This window comes from Actinomadura keratinilytica (genome assembly GCF_039539665.1).
In the GTDB taxonomy this organism is placed as follows: Bacteria; Actinomycetota; Actinomycetes; order Streptosporangiales; family Streptosporangiaceae; genus Spirillospora; species Spirillospora keratinilytica.
The window spans coordinates 1-19,368 of sequence record NZ_BAABDO010000041.1; the positions used below are offsets into that span (position 1 = coordinate 1).

Sequence of the window (19,368 nt, forward strand, 5' to 3'; positions counted from 1 at the left end):
CGGCGCGCGCCGCCCGCCGCCGGGGCCGTCCCGTGCTGCCGTCCCGCACCGGGCCGCCGACGGTCGCGGGCCGCTGGTGGCCGCTGCCCGAACGCGAGGCCGACGCCACGCGCCGGTCGCACGCGCTGGCCGACGCGCTGCTGGAGCGGTACGGCGTCGTCATCCGGGGCGCGGTGGCGGCCGAGCGCTCCCCGGGCGGGTTCGCGGCCGTCTACCCGGTGCTGCGGGCGTTCGAGGAGAGCGGCCGGTGCCGCCGGGGCTACTTCGTCGAGGGCCTGGGCGCGGCCCAGTTCGCGCTGCCCGGGGCCGTCGACCGGCTGCGGGCGCTGCGTCCGCGCGAGCCCGCCGACCCGTGGCAGACCCCCGCCCCGCAGGACGGCGAACGGGCGCTGGTGCTGGCGGCGGCCGACCCGGCCAACCCGTACGGCGCCGCCCTGCCGTGGCCCGGACGCGACGAGGAGGTCGCCGGCGGCCACAAGCCGGGGCGCAAGGCGGGCGCGCTGGTCGTGCTGGTGGAGGGCCGCCTGGTGCTGTACGTCGAACGCGGCGGGCGGACGCTGCTGACCTGGTCCGACGATCCGCGGGTGCTGCAGCCGGCGGTGGACGCCCTCGCCCTGGCCGTGCGGGAGGGCGCGCTCGGCAAGCTCACCGTCGAACGCGCCGACGGCGCGTCGATCGGCCGGTCCCCGCTGGCCGCCGCGCTGGAGGCCGCCGGTTTCCACCCGACCCCGCGCGGCCTGCGCCTGCGCGGCTGACCGGCCCGGCGCCTGCCTGCCGCCGGACCCGGCTACCAAGTCCGCCTCCCGGACCCCGCTACCGGGTCTGTCCACCGGGGCTGTCTACCGGGTCGTCCTCCGGGTGCGGCGGAACATGGCGACCAGGCCGCGGAAGGCCCGTTCGTCCAGCGAGCCGAACGGGTTGTCGTGGACGACGTAGGTCCAGGTCGCCGAGGGGCGGGTCAGTTCCGCTCCGGGCAGGTCGATCCCGCCGTCGGCGACCTTCAGGGCGTCGAAGGCGTCGGCGGCGCGGTCGCGGGCCCGTCGCAGCAGGCGCTTGCCCGCGGGGACGGCCTCGCGGTTGAACTCGACCAGCGGGTCCAGGCCGCGGCCGAGCGAGCGCAGGTGGATGCCTTCGCGCAGGTCGGCGAGGAAGGCCAGGTGCTCGGCCCAGCAGCGGTCGAGGTGGAACAGCATGATCTGGCGGGCCGCGGCGGCGGTCTGCTCGGGGCCGGCCTCCTCGACCAGCCGGGCGTGCCGTTCGGGGCGCAGGTCGGCCAGCAGCCGGTCGGCGGCGTCGCCGTGCAGGACGGCGTCGCGTTCGGCGAGGATCTCGCGGCGCTGCAGGCCGATCAGATGGTGGTAGCGCCAGGTGTTGCGGTGGATCTCCAGGTCCACGCCCTCGGCGACGCGCTGGGCGTGCTCGACGATCCAGTGCGCGCCCTTGGCGTCCACCCGCCCGTCCGGCGCGACGGGCCCGTCGTAGGACTCCTCGGGCGCGTACCGGGCGACCAGGTCGTCCTCCAGGCTGGCGAAGAAGACCGAGCCGCCGGGGTCGCCCTGCCGCCCGGCGCGGCCGCGCAGCTGGTCGTCCAGGCGGCTGCTGGGGTGCCGGCCGGTGCCGATCACCAGCAGGCCGCCGAGCCCGGCCACCCGGTCGCGGTCGGCCTCGGGCGGCGGGGCGGGGGACGCGCCGGCGGGCGGGGCGCCGCCGCCCAGGCGGATGTCGGTGCCGCGCCCGGCCATCTGGGTGGACACGGTGATGGCGCCGGGCGCCCCGGCCCGGGCGATGATCGCGGCCTCTTCGGCGTCGTTCTTGGCGTTGAGCACCACGCAGGGCAGGCCGGCCCGGTCCAGGCGGCGGGCCAGGCGTTCGGACTCGGCGATGTCGAGGGTGCCGACCAGCACGGGGCGTCCGGCGGCGTGCGCGGCGGCGATCTCGTCGACGATCGCGACCTCCTTGTCGGCGGCGGTGGCGTACAGCCGGTCGGGCTCGTCGACCCGCACGCACGGGCGGTTGGGCGGGATGACCGCGATCTCCAGGTCGTAGAACTCGCGGAGCTGGTCGGCGACGGCCCGGGCGGTGCCGGTCATGCCGCACCGCACCGGGTACCGGCCGACCAGCTCCTGGACGGTGATCGAGTCGAGGATCTCGCCGCTGGGGGACGCCTCCAGGGCCTCCTTGGCCTCGACCGCCGCCTGCAGTCCGTCCGGCCAGCGCTGCAGCAGCGCCACCCGGCCGCGCGAGGCGCTGACCAGCTTCACCGCGCCGTCGCGGACGATGTAGTCGACGTCGCGCTGCAGCAGCACCTCGGCGTGCAGGGCGACGTTGACGGCGGTGAGGGCGTCCAGGTGCTCGGGGGCGTACAGGTCGATCCCGCCGAGGGCCTGCTCGACGGCGCGGGCCCCGGCGGCGGTCAGCTGGACGTTGCGGGCCTCCTCGTCGGCGGTGTAGTGCAGGCCGGGCCGCAGCCGCCGCACCAGTTCGGCGTAGCCGGCGTCGGCGGCGGCGGTGTCGGCGGCGCCGGCCAGGACGAGCGGCACGCGCGCCTCGTCCACCAGCACCGAGTCCGCCTCGTCGATCAGCGCGACGTCCGGCTCGGGCAGGACGAGGTCGGCGGGGTCGGTGGCCAGGCGGTCGCGCAGCAGGTCGAACCCGATCTCGCTGACGGGCGCGTAGGCGACGTCGGCGGCGTAGGCGCGGCGGCGCTCGTCGGGGGTGGACGACTGCCCGACCCACGCCGCCGTCACGCCGAGCATCGCGTACAGCGGCCCCATCCACTCGGCGTCGCGGCGGGCCAGGTAGTCGTTGACCGACATCACGTGCACCCGCTTGCCGCGCAGCGCGTATCCGGCGGCGGCCAGCGCGCCCGCCAGGGTCTTGCCCTCGCCGGTGGCCATCTCCACCACGTGGCCCGACAGCAGCCCGAGGGTGCCGAGCAGCTGCACGTCGTAGGGCCGCTCGCCGAGGGTGCGCCGCGCCGCCTCCCGGGCCACGGCGAGGAAGTGCGCAGTGGCGTCGGAGCCCGGCCGGCCGTCGGAGGAGTCGGGGCCGCCTTCCGACAGGGCGCGTGCGGCGCTGGTCAGGGCCTCGTCGGAGAGGGCGCGCACCTCCGGTTCGCGGGCGCCGGCCTCGGCGACCGCGGCCTGGAGCGGCCGCAGGTCGACGGTGCCGGGCCGCCGCAGGAGGCGGCGCAGCCGGTCGCGCAATGCCATGTCGACGAGTTTCCTTGATCGGCTCGGTGCCGGGAAGACACCGCGGGCGCCTTACGTTCCAGGGTTGCACGGCACCTCGGCAGAAGGTCTGAGAGGTCCGCCCGCGGTTTCCTCCCTCGGGCGGATCCGCCGGAGCCGTATTCCTGGGATCATCGGGACATAGGGGGTTGCGGCGGCCCGGGGGGCGGGTCGCCGCGGAACGGGGAGTCGCCATGACACCGACGACACGGTGGGTCGCCGCCCGGCGGCGCAAGCGTCAGATCATCAGCCAGACCGTCCTCGACCGCGCGATGCGGGACCCTCGGCGGCGCCGCGAGCAGCCGCCGGCGCGCCGTCCCGCGCGGTGAACCGCGGCGCCTCCGCGGCGGCCCCGTGCGGAGGCGCCGGATGCCGCGTCAGCCCGCGGGGGCGGAGAAGACCTCCTCTCGGGCCTGTTCCAGCGCGGCGTGCAGGGCGCCGCGCAGCACGGGGTCGCCTTCGACCTGGGTGACGGCCACCGTCGGCCGGGTCGGGCTGTAGCGGCCCACGGCGCGTTCGATGCGGGCGGCGAGGGGCCGTCCGCCGGCGCGTCCCAGCTGGCCCGACAGGACGACCAGGCCGGGGTCCAGGACGATGTTCACCGACGCGACGCCGTAGGAGATGCGGTCGGCGAGCTCGTCCAGGAAGGCCCCGCCCCGGTCCTCGTCGGCGGCCGCGGCGCGCACGCACTCGACGGCGGTGGACTCGGTGAGGCCGTGCGCGCGGGCCAGGTCGAGCACCGCGTCGGTGCTGACCAGGGAGCCGTACCCGCCGGCCAGGGCCGGGATGCCCCAGGAGCTGGACTTGGTGACGCCCTCGGCGTCGTGGTCGCGGCGGGCCGACCCCATCGGCAGGGGCGCGCCGGGGACGGGCAGGTAGCCCAGCTCGCCCGCGCCGCCCGAGCGCCCCCGGTGCAGCCGGCCGCCGAGCATGATCGACAGGCCGATGCCGCGGCCCAGCCACACCAGCGCGAAGTCCTCGGCGCCCCGCGCCGCGCCGTAGGCGCGTTCGGCGATGGCGGCCAGGTTGACGTCGTTCTCGATGACGACGGGGCGGCGCAGGTCGGTGTGCAGGGCGTCGAGCACGCCCTCGTGCCAGGCGGGCAGGTCGAAGGCGAACTGCACGTCGCCGGTGCGCGGGTCGACGACGCCGGGCGTGCCGATGACCACCGCGGTGACGCGGCGCAGCGCGACCCGGGCCGAGCGGCAGGCCCGCACCACGGCGCTGTGCACGGTGCCGACGGGGTCGTCGGCGCCGCCCGGGTCCACGGTGACCTGGGAGGCGACGCCGCCGGTGATGTCGGCGACGGCGGCGGTCACCCCGTCCGGCCCCACCTCGATGCCCACCACGTAGGCGCTGGACGGCACGACGGCGTACAGCGCGGCGTTCGGCCCGCGTCCCCCGGCGCGCTCGCCCACCACCTGCACCAGCCCGCGTTCCTCCAGCCGGGCCAGCAGCTGGGAGGCGGTCACCTTCGACAACCCGGTGTGCGCGCCGATCTGCGCGCGCGTCAGCGGCCCCTGCGTGACCAGAAGCTCCAGCGCGGCACGGTCGTTGAGCTCGCGCAGCAGCCGCGGCGTCCCCGGGCGCCTGGCCATGGCCCACCCCTTCAACGTCTCAATCCGCTAACAGGCGGTTTTGTTTAGGAAACTTTCTTGTTAGTTTACGCGCAGGCGGCCGGACCGCCCCCGGTGCCGGACCAGGCCGCACGACAGCGCCGACCGACGAGCAGGGCGTCACGGGGCCGATTCGGTGCCATGGCTGGGACCCTACGGGCTCCCCGCCGGTTCCACCGCATCCCCCGGACGCGCACGCGAAGGCCCGCCCGCTGGATGAGCCGGAAAGGACCCCCAGTGAAGTACATCAAGGCAGCGGCCGTGACGGCCGCGCTCGCCCTGGCCGCCACGGCCTGCGGCGGCGGCAACGACGACGGTGACGGCACGGGCCAGAGCCCCGCGCAGCTCAAAGTCTGGATGATGGGCGACGGGACGCCCGAGCAGACCAAGTTCCTCGACGGGGTCGAGGCCGAGTTCAAGCAGAAGCACCCCGACACCGACGTGGTCGTCAAGTACGTGCCGTGGGCGCAGGTGGCCACCACGTTCCAGAAGGCCGCGGCGGGCGGCGAGGGCCCCGACGTCACCGAGCTGGGCAACACCGACGTGCAGTCCCACATCGAGCAGGGCAGCCTCGCCGACATCACCGACAGGTTCAACGGCTGGGCCGACGGCGCCAAGCTCAACAAGACCGCCCTGGCCAACGACCGCTCCGGCGGCAAGACCTACGCGGTGCCGTGGTACGGCGGCGTGCGCGCCGTCTGGTACCGCAAGGACTGGTTCCAGGAGCTGGGCATCCAGCCGCCCAAGACCTGGGCCGAGCTGACCGCGGCGGCCAGGAAGATCCAGGACGAGAAGAAGGTCCCGGGCATCGGCGCGCCCAGCGACCAGACCAACGCGCTGCTCAGCTTCATCTGGGGCAACGGCGGCGAGGTGGCCGTCGACGAGGGCGGCAGGTTCGTCGGCAAGCTCGACCAGCCGGCGGCCGTGGAGGCCGTCGACTTCTACGCCGGGCTGGTCACCAAGGAGAAGGTCGCCCCGGCCAAGTACATCGGCAAGAACGAGCTGGAGGGCCCGCAGCGCGACTTCGCCCTCGGCAAGCTCGGCATGTACATCGACGGCAGCTGGGCGCTGAAGGAGATGAAGAAGATCTCCGACAAGGACGCCGACAAGTGGGCGGTGTTCCCGATCCCCGCCAAGAACGGCGGCAACGCCCCGGTCATGGCGGGCGGCTCGGACCTGGCGGTGTGGAACGACAGCAAGGCCAAGGACGCCGCGTTCGACTACATCACCGTCCTCAACAACGCCAAGAACGCCAAGGCGTGGGCCGACTACAGCGGCTTCTCCTCGATGCGCTCGGACGTCAGCTTCACCGACCCCGCGCTGGCGGCCTTCACGCAGATCGCGGCCAACACCAAGTTCCCGCCGATCAGCGCGGGCTGGGGCGAGTTCGAGCAGGCCAAGAAGGTGCTGCCGAACGCGGTCAAGGCGGTGATGCAGGGCGGTTCGGCCGCCGAGGAGATGAAGAAGGCCAACGAGCAGGCCGACACGCTGCTCAACCCGTGATCGGGGGCTGACGCCATGCTCGACACCGCTCCGGCGGTGCGCGGGCGGCCCGGCCGGAGCGCCCCCTCCGGCCGGGCCCGCCCCCGCCGCACCCGCCGCGGGCCGCGCTACGGCCCGTACCTGCTCATCGCGCCGACCGTCGTCGTCATCGCGGTGCTGATGTTCTGGCCGATGGTGCAGATCGCCGTCATGTCGTTCCAGAAGATCGGCAACCGGCAGCTGCGCGGCGAGCCCGCCGAGAACGTCGGCACCGCCAACTTCGAGACGATCCTCGGCGACCCGCTCTTCTGGCAGTCGCTGCGGCAGACCGTGCTGTTCGCGGCGGTCGCGGTGACGGCCACGCTGGTGCTCGGCACGCTGGTGGGGCTGCTGCTCAACCGGCTGGGCCGGCGCATGTCGCGGTTCGTCGCCGGCGGCGTGATGGTCGCCTGGGCCACCCCGCCGGTCACCGCCGCGATCATCTTCTCCTGGCTGTTCGGCACCACCGGCGGCCTGGTCAACTGGTTCCTGGACCTGCTGCCGGACGCGCTGGTCGGCGGCGGCTGGAGCGACTTCAACTGGTTCGCCGGCCCGCTGCCCGCCTACACCGTGCTGACGGTGTGCGTGGTGTGGCAGTCCTGCCCGTTCGTGGCCGTCTCGGTGCTGGCCGGGCTGAAGAGCCTGCCCGGCGAGCTGTACGAGGCGGCGCGGGTGGACGGCGCCGGCCCGTGGCGCGCGTTCTGGCAGATCACCTTCCCGCTGCTCAAGCCGATCTTCATGGTGCTGGTCGTGATGAGCGTGATCTGGGACTTCAAGGTGTTCACCCAGCTGTTCATCATGGCCGGGATGGCCAACCGGGACGCCTTCAACCTGTCGCTGTACGCCTACTCCGAGGCGTTCGGGTCGCTCAATCCCAAGCTCGGCATGGGCTCGGCGATCGCGCTGGTGCTGACGGCGATCCTGCTGGTCGTCACGGCCGTGTACGTGCGCGTCCTGGTGCGCCAGGGGGAGACGGCATGAGCGCCAAGACCAAGGCCGTGCGCAAGGCCGTGCTGAACGGCGCCGGGCTGCTGGTCTTCGCCGTCGCCGTGTTCCCGGTGCTGTGGATGGTGTCCACGGCCTTCAAGCCCAACACCGAGATCTTCAGCACCACGCCCCGGCCGCTGCCCGCGCATCCCACCCTGCAGCACTTCGACCTGGTGCTGAACGGCGGCATCGCCGAGGTGCCGTTCTGGGTGTACCTGCGCAACAGCGCGCTGCTGGCGCTCGGCACCGTGCTGGTGTCCAGCCTGCTGGCGCTGCTGGCCGCCACCGCCGTCGCGCGGTTCCGGTTCCGGTTCCGCACCACGTTCCTGATCATGCTGCTGGTGGTGCAGATGGTGCCGATCGAGGCGCTGGTCATCCCGCTGTTCCTGGACCTCAAGCGGCTGGACATGCTCAACAGCCTGGCCGGGCTGCTGGTGGTCTACATCGCCTTCGCGGTGCCGTTCGCGATCTGGATGCTGCGCGGGTTCGTCGCCGCGGTGCCGCGCGAGCTGGAGGACGCCGCCGCCATCGACGGCGCCGGGCCGGTGCGCACGTTCGTCACCGTCCTGCTGCCGCTGGTGGCGCCGGGCCTGGTGGCCACGAGCATCTTCTCGTTCATCACCGCCTGGAACGAGTTCATCTTCGCCTTCACCTTCCTCGACGACCAGGACAGATACACCTTGCCGATCATGTTGCAGTTCTTCTTCGGCCGCAGCGGCAACGCCTGGGGGCCGATCATGGCCGCCTCCACGCTGCTGACCGTGCCGGTCATCGCGTTCTTCCTGCTGGTCCAGCGCCGCATGGTGGCGGGCCTGACCGCCGGGGCGGTGAAGGGATGAGCGGGCCGGAGACGAGCCGAACCGACAGCGAGATCACCCGGTTGGCGCGGGGCACGCTGCTGCCCGCCTTCCCCGGCGCGCTGCCGCCCCGCTGGCTGCTGGAGGAGGTGGAGCAGGGCCTCGGCGGCGTCACCGTCTTCGCCATCAACGGCAACGTGCCCGGCACCGAGGAGCTGGCCGCGCTGACCGCCGAGCTGCGCAAGGCGGGCGACCCGCTGGTCACCATCGACGAGGAGGGCGGCGACGTCACCCGCCTCACCGGGCACGTGACCGCCAGCCCCTATCCGGGCAACGCCGCGCTCGGCGCGGTCGACGACCCCGAGCTGACCCGCCGGGTCTACCGGTCGCTGGGCGCCGAGCTGGCCGAGGCGGGGGTGAATCTCAACTTCGCCCCGTCGGTGGACGTCAACACCGCCGCCGACAACCCGGTGATCGGCACCCGCTCGTTCGGCTCCGACGCCGAGCTGGTGGCCCGGCACGCGGCCGCCGCCGTGGCCGGCACCCAGGAGGCGGGGGTGGCCGCGTGCGCCAAGCACTTCCCCGGCCACGGCGCCACCGTGGTCGACTCCCACCTGGGCGTGCCGGTCGTGGACGCCGACATGGAACTGCTGGAGCGCCGCGAGCTGGTGCCGTTCCGCGCGGCGATCGGGGCGGGCACGCGGGCGGTGATGACCGGCCACCTGAACCTGCCCGCGGTCACCGGGGGCGTTCCGGCCACCCTGTCCCGCGCCGCGATCACCGGGCTGCTGCGCGGCCGCCTCGGCTACGACGGGGTGATCGTGACCGACGCGCTGGACATGGCGGGCGCCAGCGGCGAGATCGGGATCCCCGAGGCGGCCGTGCGGGCCCTGCTGGCGGGCGCCGACCTGCTGTGCCTGGGGTCGCGCGAGCACCACGACAGCCTGCGCGCCGTCCTGGCGGCGATCGAGGAGGCGGTGCGCGGCGGGCGGCTGCCCCTGGACCGCCTGGCGGACGCGGCGGCCCGCACCCGCGCGCTGCGCGACTGGCTGGCGGACCGGGCCCCGGCCACCGCCGACCGCGCCACCGGGCTGGAGGCGGCCCGCCGGGCGGTGCGGGTGTCGGGCGAGCTGCCCGACTGGCGGGACGGCGGGAACGCCCCGCTGGTCGTCGAGGTCGCCGCGACCGGCAACATCGCGGTCGGGCCCACCCCGTGGGGGCTCGGCCCGTGGGCGCCGGACGCGGTGCGGGCCGAGGGGTCGGCGGCGGAGGCGGAAGGCGTGCTGGAACGTGCCAGCGGCCGCGGTCTCGTCGTCGTGCTGCGCGACGCGCACCGCCACGCGGGCCAGCGGGCCCTGGCCGAGGCCCTGGTGGCCGCCCGGCCCGACACCGTCGTGGTGGAGATGGGCCTGCCGGTGTGGCGGCCGGACGGGGCCGTCCACCTGGCCACCTACGGCGCCGCCCACGCCAACGCCCAGGCCGCCGCCGAGCTGCTCGGCCTGGCCTGACCCGCCGCGTGTCCCCGCGCGGCCGCCGCCGGGCGGTCGTGCGGGCACACGCCGCCTGCGGTCGCCGAACGGCCCCGGGAACGGTCCGGACCGGTCCTTTCGCGGGTCCCGCGCGCCGCCCGGCGATCAAGGTGGGGGACCAAGCCGAACCAGTCCTACCGACAAGGGATAATGGCTGCCATGCGATTGTCCGCCCGGGTCGACTACGCGCTGCGTGCCGCCGCGGAGCTGGCTGTGGCCGGGAGTCACCCGGTGACAGCGGTCCAGCTCGCCGAAGCGCAGCAGATCCCGCCCAAGTTCCTGGAGAACATCCTCGGCCAGCTGCGCCGCTCCGGCCTGGTCCGCAGCCAGCGCGGCCCCGAGGGCGGCTACTGGCTGGCCAAGTCGGCCGACCAGATCTCCCTGGCCGACATCATCCGCGCCATCGACGGTCCGCTGCTGGGCGTGCGGGGCGAGCGCCCCGAGCACGTCGGCTACGCGGGCCCGGCCCGTTCGCTGCAGGAGGTGTGGATCGCGCTGCGCGCCAGCGAGCGCGGCATCCTGGAGCGGGTCTCCCTCGCCCACATCGCGTCGGGCGAGCTGCCCGAGCCGGTGCGCAAGCTGACCGAGGACCCCGCCGCCTGGGAGAGCCCGTCCTTCATCTGAGGGGCGGCCGAGGGGAAGCCGAGGGGCGCGCCGTGCCCGAGGGCGACGTCGTCTGGCAGACCGCCCGGCGCCTGCACGAGGCGCTCGCCGGGCGTCCGCTGACGCGCAGCGACTTTCGGGTGCCCCGGCTGGCGACCGCCGACCTGCGCGGGCGCACCGTCCTTTCGGCCGTGGCGCGCGGCAAGCACCTGCTCGTGCGCGTCGACGGCGGCGTCACCGTCCACACGCACCTGAAGATGGACGGCGTGTGGCGGGTGCGCCGGGCCGCCGGGCCGCCCCCGCGCGACCACCGCATCCGCCTGGTCCTCGGCAACGCCGAATGGCTGGCGCTCGGCTACTCCCTCGGCGTCGTGGAACTGCTGCGCACCGCCGAGGAGCACCGCGCCGTCGGGCACCTCGGCCCCGACCTGCTGGACGCGGCGTGGGGCCCCGGCCCGGCCGCCGAGGCCGTCCGCCGCCTGGCGGAGCGGCCCGCCCGCCCGATCGGCGAGGCGCTGCTCGACCAGACCCGCCTGGCCGGGATCGGCAACGTCTACAAGGCCGAGGTGCTGTTCCTGCGCGGCGTGCACCCCTGGACGCCCGTCGGCGACGCGCCCGACCTGCCGGGGCTGGTGGACCTGGCGCACCGGCTGCTGGACGCCAACAAGGACCGCCGCGGCCACGTCACCACCGGCGACCGGCGCCCCGGCCGCGAGCACTGGGTCTACGGGCGCGCCGGCCTCCCCTGCCGCCGCTGCGGCACCCGGGTGCGGCGCGCCGGCCAGGGCCCGGACGCCGCCGAGCGCGTCACCTTCTGGTGCCCGCACTGCCAGCCCGCCCCTGCGGGCGGCGCATAGCCCCCGCGTCGCGGTCGGCGCCCGCCGGGGTCGCGCGAGCCCCCGGCGGGTCGCCGCCTGCTATGGCGATCCTGCGCCGCCCGCAAGATGAAGTCAATTCTCGGGTTTGCTTGACGATCTCCAAGCTTTACCTTGGACGCATGACGTTGGACGACCTTCGGGTGTTCGTGGCCGTGTGCGAGGCGCAGAGCCTGAGCGCGGTGGCGCGGGAGATGTCGTGCAGCCAGTCGGCGGTCAGCCAGCACGTCAAGCGGCTGGAGCGGGAGACCGGCCTGGTGCTGCTGGAGCGGCGGCCGCGCGGGGTGGTGCCCACCCGGGCGGGGCAGATCCTGCGCCGCGCGGCCGCCGAGGGCCTGGCCGGGCTGGACGCGGCGCTGCGGCAGCTGGACGACCTGCGGCGCGGCCGCGGCGGCACGGTGCGCATCGCGACCGGCGCGACCACCGTGCGGCACTTCATGGCGGCGGGCGTGGCGGCGTTCCGGGACCGGCACCCCGACGTGACGCTGCAGTTCCAGACGGCCAACTCCAGCCGCCGCTGCCTGGAGGCGGTGCACGCCCACGACGCCGACCTGGCCTGGGTGACGATCGGCCCGCCGGTGGACGGGATCGAGCAGCGCCCCTCCTACCGGATGCCGTGGGTGCTGGCGGTGCGCGCGGACGCGCCGCTGGCGCGCCGCGAGTCGGTCGCGCTCGCCGACCTGGCCGGGACCCGGCACATCGAGCTGCCCGAGCAGTCGACGTCGCGCGGGCATCTGGCGGGCCATCTGGAGCGGCAGGGCGTGCGCCTTGAGTCCACCACGAGCGTGGCCGACTGGGACACCGCGCTGCTGCTGGCCGAGCTCGGGCTCGGGCACGCCGTCCTGCCGGCGCTGCCCGGCTGGACGCGCAACCCCCGAAGCGACGTGCGGCTCGTGCCGATCCCGGAGCTGCCGCCGCTGGAGGCGGGCTGGGCGGCGCGCAGCTGGGACGCCCTCAGCCCGCTCGCCGTGGAGTTCGCCGGCACCGTCCTCGCCCACCTGCCCCCGGCCGCCTGACGGCCGCCACGGGGCCGCCACAGGCGTGGGGGCCGTGTGCGCCGCTTGGCGCATGTGGCAGTTGTGACACAGTCCGTTGGTGTTCAGGGAAGAAGTCCCTGACCGTGAATGCGTGTCATACGGCGCGGCGGGCCCCGTTCACTCCTTGCGACGACGTCGTGAGGAAGGAGAGAAGCCATGCGGACGAGCGACGTTCCCGCGCCGCGGCTCGAGGCGCTGGTGGTGCCCGGGATCGAGCGGGCCGTCGGGCATGTGCGGCGCTGGCTGGGCGACGTGCTCGGACCCGACCATCCGGGGCTGTACGACTGCTCGGTGTGCGTGTCGGAGCTGATGACCAACGCGCTGCGCTATACCGACTCGGGGCTGGGCGGCAGCATCAGGGTCGAGCTGCTGATCGGGCGGGAGCGGGTGCGGGGCGAGGTCACCGACGACGGCGGCGCGGCGACGGTGCCGCGCGTGGTGGACGCCGGCGACGGGCTGAGCGGGCGCGGCCTGCGGATCGTGGCGGCGTCCTCGCTGGCGTGGGGCGTGCGGCGCCGGGGCCGCGGGTTCACCGTGTGGTTCGTCCTGGATACGCGGTGCCCCCGTGAGGCGGACCCGGCGGGGCCGGGCCGGGGAGGGCGGCCGGCAGGCGCGGACGCCGCGAGAAGCCTCAGGCGCGTGCCCTGACCCGGTAGTGGTAGCGGGAGGCGGGTGCGAAGCCCGAGCCCGCGTAGAGGGCGCGGGCGGCCGTGTTGCGTTCGGTCACGCACAGGTAGGCGCGGCGGGCGCCCTGGGCGCGTCCGTGGTTGAGCAGGGCGTGCAGCACTTCGCGGGCGAGCCCTCGGCGGCGGGCTCGGGGTGCCGTGGCCATGCAGTACACGCCGAGCCAGTCGCCTTGGAGAACGGCGCGTCCCACGCTGTCCCCGAGCGTGGCGTAAGCGGCGGGCACCCCGGTGAGGATGCCGGTGGCGGCGGGCAGCGCGTCGGGGCCGCGGCCGTCGACCGACCACCAGAGGTCCAGCCAGGCGCCGGACGGCGCGTCGGCGACCTCGACCTCCCGGGTGACGGGCCGGTCGGCGGCCAGGTCGGCCGTCATGACCAGGGTCGGGTCGGCGACGGTGTAGCCGCGGCCGTGCAGCAGGCCGTCCAGGCCCGCGGGCCGCGACCAGGGGCTGACGGAGAACACCGCCGGCAGGCCGCGGTCGAAGTAGAAGCGTTCGGCGGCCGCGACCGCGGCGGCCGGATCGGGGGGCTCGGCGGCGGCCCAGACGGAGTTGGCGCGCTTGGTGACCCCGTAGGCGTAGCGCAGCCGCCAGCCGTGCGCGTCCTCGACGTGCGCGGCGGGCCACGCCTGGTCGACCAGCCGGTCGAAAACCGTCACCGCCCCCTTCTCATGCCGAGCCCCGGCCGCCTGCGGCCGGGGTTCGCGCTGGCCGGTCGTGGCCGTCGTACCAGTCATCGCCGCGGGTTACAGCTGGGCCTGGAACATCCAGTGCTGCATCTCCAGCTTGCTGGTGATCTCGATGAGCAGGTCCTGGGTGACCGGGTCGGGCTCGTCGGTGGCCCGCACCCGCTCGCGGAACCGCGTGATCAGCTGGGCCAGCACGTCGGTCATCGCGGCCACCACCTTGTCGTCGGCCACGTAGCCCGGCTCCAGCTGCGGGATCGGGGTGCGGTCGGCGACGGTGCGGACGCGGCCGTCGGGGTTGACGCCGAGGGCGATGGCGCGCTCGGCCACCTCGTCGGTGTACGTGCGGGCCAGGTCCACGACCTCGTCGAGGTGCTCGTGGACGACCTTGAAGTTGCGGCCCGTCAGGTTCCAGTGGGCCTGTTTGGCGAACAGGGACAGATCGATCATATCGACGAGGGCGCCCTGCAGCGCCTCCGCCACGACCTTGCGGGCCTCGTCGCCCAGCGGGCTCTTGACCGTTGCCATGTGAGTTCCTTCCACGTCGTTCGGCCGGTATCGGCACTAACAGTGGAAGGCTCCCCATTAAAGCCGCCTTCATCCGTGAGACCCGCCACATCGGCCGGCACCCCCGTGTCGCCGCCGCACGGTGCGCGGGCATGCGCCCACCAGGCGGGGCGCGCGCTCGCGCCGCGCCCTGGGCGGCCGGGGCGGGCCGCCGTTCCCCGCGCTAGGCCGCGACCATGTCGGCGCGGAACTCGCCGGTGATCTCCTCCGGGGTGGCCGGGATGCGATCGGACGGGATCCGCTCGTCGGAGATGCGCTCGTGCTCGGGCGGAGCGCCCGCCAGCACCGGCTCGTGCTGGAGCTCGGCCAAGGCCAGTTGGTCCGCCACTTCACGAAGCACGTGCGACAGCGGGACCCCCAGGGCCTTGCAGATCGAGGAGAGCAGTTCCGAAGAGGCCTCTTTCTGTCCCCGCTCGACCTCGGAGAGATAGCCGAGGGAAACCCGTGCCGCCGCGGACACCTCGCGGAGGGTGCGTCCCTGGCGCAGCCGCAGCTGCCGCAGTACGTCACCGAGCAGCTGGCGAAGCAGGACCATCGTCTCGCTCCCTCCCTCAGTGTGGACCATCTGACGGTTCCACCGTACCCGGCTCGGACGCGGGGGTGGCAGACCGTGGATTTCGTGTTCGCTTGGAACGTAACGCTGTAATCAGCCCTAGACTTCCCGATCTTCGCGAGCGTCGCCGCCGCCGGGAGGCGCCGCCCACCGCACCGGCAAGTCCAGCAGAACACGTCGTAGCAGCTCAAGAGCGTGCACAACGGTCATTCGGCGGATGATCCCGCGCGCCACGGCACCGGTGCCGGGGACGGGCAGTCGCGGCTCGACCACCACGGGCGATCCTTCGGGACCGGACACGCCGACGAAGACGGTGCCGACCGGACGCCCGTCCTGCGGGTCGGGACCCGCCACTCCGGTGACCGCCACGCCGTAGGTGGCGCCGAGGCGTTCCCGCACTCCGGCGGCCATGGCCGCGGCCACGTCCGGATGCACCGCGCCGTGCCGGGCGAGCAGGTCGGCCGGGACGCCGAGCATCTTCTCCTTCAACGCCGTGGAGTACGCCACCATTCCCCCGGCGTACGTCGCCGACGAGCCGGGCATCCGGGTCAGCTCGGCGCCGATCAGCCCCCCGGTGAGGGACTCGGCGGTGGCGACCGTCGCCGACCGTTCGGCCAGCAGCCGGTGCACGACCTTGTCCAGGGTCTCCTCGTCCGTGCCGTAGACCGCGTCCGGGCCGAGCAGCTCGCGGGCGCGCCGCTCGACGTCGTCGAGCCGGTCCGGCGCGGCGGTGAGGCGGACCCGCACCTCGGCGGGGTCGGGCAGGTACGCCAGCGCGACGCCGTCGAGGGCCTCCACCGGCGCCAGCGCGGTGGCGAGCTCGGACTCCCAGATGCCGGCGGTGCGCAGCAGGCGGCGCGCCACCGCGGGGCCGCCGTCCCGGGACCGTGCGGCGTCCGCCAGCTCCGGCAGCACGACCTCCTCCATGATCGTGCGCATCTCGGCCGGGACGCCCGGAAGTGCGTACACCGTTCCGCCCGGCAGCCGCACCCGCAGGCCCGGGGCGCCGCCCGCCGAGTCGGCCAGCAGCCCGGCCCCCTCGGGGACGTCCGCCATGCGCAGCGCCATCGGCCGCAGCCCGCGCCCGGCCGCGGCGACGCGCTCGCGCAGCCGCCGCTCCAGCTCCGGGTCGCGGACGAGCGCCACGCCCGCCGCCTTGGCCAGCGCGTCCCGGGTGACGTCGTCGCCGGTCGGGCCGAGACCGCCGGTGGTGATGACCGCGTCGGCCCGGCCGAGCGCCTCGGTGACCGCCTCGACGATCACGTCGAGCCGGTCGCCGACGACCGTGCTGCGGGTCACCGCGACGCCGTGGTCGGCCAGCCGCCGCCCCAGCCACGCCGCGTTGCCGTTGACCGTGTCGCCGAGCAGCAGCTCGTCCCCGACGGTGAGCAACTCGACCCGCATCGCATCCCCTCTCGCAGCCGGTGGGCACCGAATCTACTCGCGCCGCGCGGGCGGGCCGGGGATCGGGGCGGCGGGGCGACGTGCCGCGGGCGCCCCGCCGCGGGACCGGCGCATCCTGGGCGCGCCGCCGCACTGAATCCTTTCAAAGGATTCCGGGACGGCGGAGCGTGTCCGGAACAGGCCGACGGGGGGCATGAGAATGGTGAAGAACGACCGCAATATCGGTTTTCATCTTCCCGAAAAGCCGCGACATCACGCCGAAACGCACCTCGCGTCCGGCTACCGGGATCAACCGTCCCACCGCCGACCAGCCCGAGGCCTTCCCACTGTCCAGCAGGGTGACGTGCATCGCCAGATCACCCCGAGCGCCAAGGCGCGCGGGCCCGGCATCGCAGGAATTCCCAGAACGTTCGGGCCTGGAGCCGCGTCTGCAGGCCGGCTCGGCCACCCTGATCCGCCTATTGGACGCCGCCCCGGGCACCGCATTTGTCAGAATAGGACCATCGAGGCTTTCGACGGCTTCGTCAAAGGGTGATGGCGGCACCACGCCTCCGATGGCCGCGGCTTGGAGACGTCCGGCCAGCGCGAAGGGCGCCGGAACCGCCCGCACGGTCTCCCCGGCGGGTCCAGGGCGACGGCCCGCCGGGGACTCTCCCCCGCCCCGGAACTCCGAGGCCCCCGCGCGCTCAGCCGACCAGGCGGCGCAGGGTGGTGCCCAGACGGCGGGCGTAGACGCGTTGGAAGAGCGGGGCCAGCGGGCCCGCCGCGCGCATCTGCCATCCGGCGGGGCGGCTGAACGAGGTCACCTGGAGCCACACGTCGTCCATGTCGTCCAGCTCCACCACGAACGCCTCCTCCCCCGTCGCGGGATGCCCCGGCAGGGTGCCGTAGCCGAAGCCCGCACGGCGCTCGCCCTCCTGCACCCACACGACCCGGCACGGCGCCGACAGGCTCAGCGGGCCGACGCCCATGCGCGACTCGACGTGCACGCCGGGCGCGGCCCGCTGCGCCGACGCGTCGATGCGCACCCCCGCCGCACGGTGCATCCAGAACTCCAGGACGGCGTCGGCCGCCTCCCGCATCGCGCGCCGCCCCGAGCCGACCAGGGCGCGGTGGCGCAGGTGCCGGTAGCCGCCGGGCAGGTCGCCGCATTCGGTGGCGCCGACCTCGGCGTAGGTCAGCTCCGTCACGGCGCCTTCCCCGACGGCGCCGGGCGCGCGGTGCGGCGCAGCCGCCACGCCCGCACGACGTAGTCGGCGCCGGTCACCACCGTCACCGCGACGGCCGCGCCCATGACCGCCCAGCGCACCGGGTCGAACGGGCCGGGCAGGATGTACAGGCCGATCGCGATGACCTGCAGCAGCGTCTTCAGCTTGCCGCCCTTGCTGGCGGGGATCACGCCGTAGCGGATCACCACCAGGCGCAGGACGGTGATGCCGATCTCCCGGGTGAGGATCAGCGCGGTCACCCACCACCACAGCTCGCCGTGCACCGACAGGCCGATCAGCGCCGCCCCGGTCAGCGCCTTGTCGGCGATCGGGTCGGCGATCTTGCCGAAGTCGGTGACCAGGCCGCGGCTGCGGGCCAGATCGCCGTCGATCTTGTCGGTGACGGAGGCCGCCGCGAACATCGCGAACGCCGCCAGCCGCCAGGCCGTGCCGTCCTGGAACAGCAGCCACACGAACACCGGCACCATGAGGATGCGCAGCATCGTCAGGCCGTTGGCGATGTTGTAGACGCTGGCCTGCGGGGCGGACGGTCCGGAGGGGCCGGAGGGGCCGGAGGGGCCGGGCGGGCCGCCGGGCGCCGCCGGGCCCGCCACCGGATCGGGCGCTCCGGCGATCATGACACGTCCGCCACGAGGTCGACGCCGTCGCTGCCGGTCACGGTGGCCGCGACGATGTCGCCGGGGGACGCCCCGGCGGCGCCGTGCACGACGACCGCGCCGTCCACCTCGGGCGCCTGGTGGGCGGCGCGCCCCTCGAACGCGCCGTCCGGCGTCTCGTCCTCCAGCAGCACCTCCACCCGCGTCCCGACGCGCTCCTCGGCGCGCTGCGCGGTCAGCTCCTCGGCCATCGCCGACACCTCCTCAACCCGGGCGGCGATCTCCTCGGGCGGCAGCTTGCCGTCCAGGGTCGCGGCCTCGGTCCCGTCCTCGTCGGAGTACCCGAAGACCCCCGCCGCATCCAGTCGGGCGGCGGACAGGAACGCCAGCAGCTCCTCGACGTCGCCGTCGGTCTCGCCGGGGAACCCGACGATGAAGTTGGACCGCACGCCCGCCTCCGGCGCCAGCGCGCGGATGCGGTCGAGCAGCTCCAGGAAGCGCTCCGGGTCGCCGAACCGGCGCATCCGGCGCAGCACCGGGGCCGCGGCGTGCTGGAACGACAGGTCGAAGTACGGCGCGACGCCCGGCGTCCCGCAGATCGTCTCGATGAGGCCGGGGCGCAGCTCGGCGGGCTGCAGGTAGCTGACGCGCACCCGGGCGACGCCGTCCACCGCCGCCAGCTCGGGCAGCAGCCTCTCCAGGGCGCGCAGGTCGCCCAGGTCCTTGCCGTAGGAGGTGGAGTTCTCGCTGACCAGCACCAGCTCGCGCACGTCGTGCCCGGCCAGCCAGCGCGCCTCCGCCAGCACCTCGGCCGGGGGGCGCGACACGTACGCGCCGCGGAAGGCGGGGATCGCGCAGAACGAGCAGCGGCGGTCGCAGCCGGACGCCAGCTTCAGCGGCGCGACCGGCCCGCCGCCCAGCCGGCGGCGCAGCACCCGCGGCCCGGACGCCGGGGCGACCCCGTCGGGCAGATCGCCCGGCGGGTCCGCGGGCGCGCCGTGCCCGGGGACCACGACGGCCGAGGCGGACGCCGCCCGCTCCACGGGCGTGATCGGCAGCAGCGTGCGCCGGTCGCGCGGGGTGTGCGGGGTGAGGCGGCGTCCGGCGAGCACGTCGTCCAGCCGCTCGCCGATCGCGGCGTAGTCGTCGAAACCGAGCACCGCGTCGGCCTCGGGCAGCGCCTCGGCCAGCTCCCTGCCGTACCGCTCGGCCATGCAGCCCGCCGCCACCACCTTGGCGCCCGAGTCGTGCGCGGCCAGCAGCGTGTCGATGGAGTCCTTCTTGGCCGCCTCGATGAAACCGCAGGTGTTGACCACGACCACGTCGGCGTCGTCGGCGTTGTCGGTCAGGCCCCACCCCGACTCCTCCAGGCGGGCGGCGAGCTCTTCGGAGTCGACCTCGTTGCGTGCGCAGCCGAGGGTGACGAGGGAGACCGTGCGGCGATTGGACATGCCC

At 74.8% G+C, this 19,368-nt stretch carries 19 protein-coding genes; 10 read left to right on the forward strand and 9 right to left on the reverse strand.

The window, feature by feature from the left end:
* The coding region (locus ABD879_RS15405) for an Lhr family helicase (RefSeq protein ID WP_425549636.1) at nt 1-755 on the forward strand (755 nt) is incomplete at its 5' end.
* 84 nt (nt 756-839) lie between these two features.
* On the opposite strand, the gene secA2 is transcribed toward ABD879_RS15405, so the two are convergent.
* Nucleotides 840-3,212, reverse strand: a complete 2,373-nt coding sequence (secA2, locus tag ABD879_RS15410; RefSeq protein ID WP_345021964.1) for an accessory Sec system translocase SecA2 — start codon at nt 3,210-3,212, stop codon at nt 840-842.
* 212 nt (nt 3,213-3,424) lie between these two features.
* On the opposite strand from secA2, the gene ABD879_RS15415 reads away from it, so the two are divergent.
* Nucleotides 3,425-3,559 (forward strand): hypothetical protein, encoded by a 135-nt coding sequence (locus ABD879_RS15415; protein ID WP_345021967.1) that lies wholly within the window; start codon nt 3,425-3,427, stop codon nt 3,557-3,559.
* Nucleotides 3,560-3,607: 48 nt separating this feature from the next.
* Here the strand turns inward: ABD879_RS15415 and ABD879_RS15420 are convergent, their stop codons facing one another.
* Nucleotides 3,608-4,828 (reverse strand): ROK family transcriptional regulator, encoded by a 1,221-nt coding sequence (locus tag ABD879_RS15420; protein ID WP_345021969.1) that lies wholly within the window; start codon nt 4,826-4,828, stop codon nt 3,608-3,610.
* Nucleotides 4,829-5,083: 255 nt separating this feature from the next.
* Between ABD879_RS15420 and ABD879_RS15425 the strand changes: the two genes are divergently transcribed.
* From ABD879_RS15425 to ABD879_RS15460, 8 genes are all read left to right on the forward strand, one after another.
* On the forward strand, nt 5,084-6,349 hold the full coding sequence (locus ABD879_RS15425; protein ID WP_345021971.1) for an extracellular solute-binding protein: 1,266 nt from the start codon (nt 5,084-5,086) through the stop codon (nt 6,347-6,349).
* Between the two features lie 15 nt (nt 6,350-6,364).
* Nucleotides 6,365-7,348, forward strand: a complete 984-nt coding sequence (locus tag ABD879_RS15430) for a carbohydrate ABC transporter permease (protein WP_345021973.1) — start codon at nt 6,365-6,367, stop codon at nt 7,346-7,348.
* Complete coding sequence (locus tag ABD879_RS15435) at nt 7,345-8,193, forward strand: carbohydrate ABC transporter permease (RefSeq protein WP_345021976.1); 849 nt, start codon at nt 7,345-7,347, stop codon at nt 8,191-8,193. Before ABD879_RS15430 ends, ABD879_RS15435 begins: the two co-directional genes overlap by 4 nt.
* Nucleotides 8,190-9,659, forward strand: a complete 1,470-nt coding sequence (locus tag ABD879_RS15440) for a glycoside hydrolase family 3 protein (RefSeq protein ID WP_345021978.1) — start codon at nt 8,190-8,192, stop codon at nt 9,657-9,659. Before ABD879_RS15435 ends, ABD879_RS15440 begins: the two co-directional genes overlap by 4 nt.
* Before the next feature lie 180 nt (nt 9,660-9,839).
* Nucleotides 9,840-10,304 (forward strand): RrF2 family transcriptional regulator, encoded by a 465-nt coding sequence (locus ABD879_RS15445; protein ID WP_345021980.1) that lies wholly within the window; start codon nt 9,840-9,842, stop codon nt 10,302-10,304.
* A 32-nt stretch (nt 10,305-10,336) separates the two neighbouring features.
* Complete coding sequence (locus ABD879_RS15450) at nt 10,337-11,140, forward strand: DNA-formamidopyrimidine glycosylase family protein (RefSeq protein ID WP_345021982.1); 804 nt, start codon at nt 10,337-10,339, stop codon at nt 11,138-11,140.
* Between the two features lie 140 nt (nt 11,141-11,280).
* Nucleotides 11,281-12,174 (forward strand): LysR family transcriptional regulator, encoded by an 894-nt coding sequence (locus ABD879_RS15455; protein WP_345021984.1) that lies wholly within the window; start codon nt 11,281-11,283, stop codon nt 12,172-12,174.
* Nucleotides 12,175-12,351: 177 nt separating this feature from the next.
* Complete coding sequence (locus ABD879_RS15460; RefSeq protein WP_345021986.1) at nt 12,352-12,843, forward strand: ATP-binding protein; 492 nt, start codon at nt 12,352-12,354, stop codon at nt 12,841-12,843.
* Here ABD879_RS15460 and ABD879_RS15465 read toward each other — a convergent pair.
* The 7 genes from ABD879_RS15465 to rimO all read right to left on the reverse strand — a co-directional run bounded on the left by ABD879_RS15465 (nt 12,827) and on the right by rimO (nt 19,364).
* The gene (locus tag ABD879_RS15465; protein ID WP_345021988.1) at nt 12,827-13,537 is read right to left on the reverse strand and encodes a GNAT family N-acetyltransferase; all 711 of its coding nucleotides are present in this window, start codon (nt 13,535-13,537) and stop codon (nt 12,827-12,829) included. The genes ABD879_RS15460 and ABD879_RS15465 overlap by 17 nt on opposite strands.
* Nucleotides 13,538-13,624: 87 nt before the next feature.
* On the reverse strand, nt 13,625-14,092 hold the full coding sequence (locus ABD879_RS15470) for a Dps family protein (protein ID WP_345021990.1): 468 nt from the start codon (nt 14,090-14,092) through the stop codon (nt 13,625-13,627).
* Between the two features lie 202 nt (nt 14,093-14,294).
* Nucleotides 14,295-14,666 (reverse strand): helix-turn-helix domain-containing protein, encoded by a 372-nt coding sequence (locus ABD879_RS15475; RefSeq protein WP_345021992.1) that lies wholly within the window; start codon nt 14,664-14,666, stop codon nt 14,295-14,297.
* A 117-nt stretch (nt 14,667-14,783) separates the two neighbouring features.
* Complete coding sequence (locus tag ABD879_RS15480) at nt 14,784-16,088, reverse strand: CinA family nicotinamide mononucleotide deamidase-related protein (protein WP_345021994.1); 1,305 nt, start codon at nt 16,086-16,088, stop codon at nt 14,784-14,786.
* A 686-nt stretch (nt 16,089-16,774) separates the two neighbouring features.
* Nucleotides 16,775-17,278, reverse strand: a complete 504-nt coding sequence (locus ABD879_RS15485; RefSeq protein ID WP_345021996.1) for a DUF1990 domain-containing protein — start codon at nt 17,276-17,278, stop codon at nt 16,775-16,777.
* Nucleotides 17,275-17,934 carry a CDP-diacylglycerol--glycerol-3-phosphate 3-phosphatidyltransferase gene (gene pgsA / locus ABD879_RS15490; RefSeq protein WP_345021997.1) on the reverse strand — a complete coding sequence of 220 codons (660 nt, stop codon included), beginning with the start codon at nt 17,932-17,934 and terminating at the stop codon, nt 17,275-17,277. Before pgsA ends, ABD879_RS15485 begins: the two co-directional genes overlap by 4 nt.
* Nucleotides 17,931-19,364 (reverse strand): 30S ribosomal protein S12 methylthiotransferase RimO, encoded by a 1,434-nt coding sequence (gene rimO, locus ABD879_RS15495; protein WP_345021999.1) that lies wholly within the window; start codon nt 19,362-19,364, stop codon nt 17,931-17,933. Before rimO ends, pgsA begins: the two co-directional genes overlap by 4 nt.
* Nucleotides 19,365-19,368 lie beyond the last annotated feature (4 nt).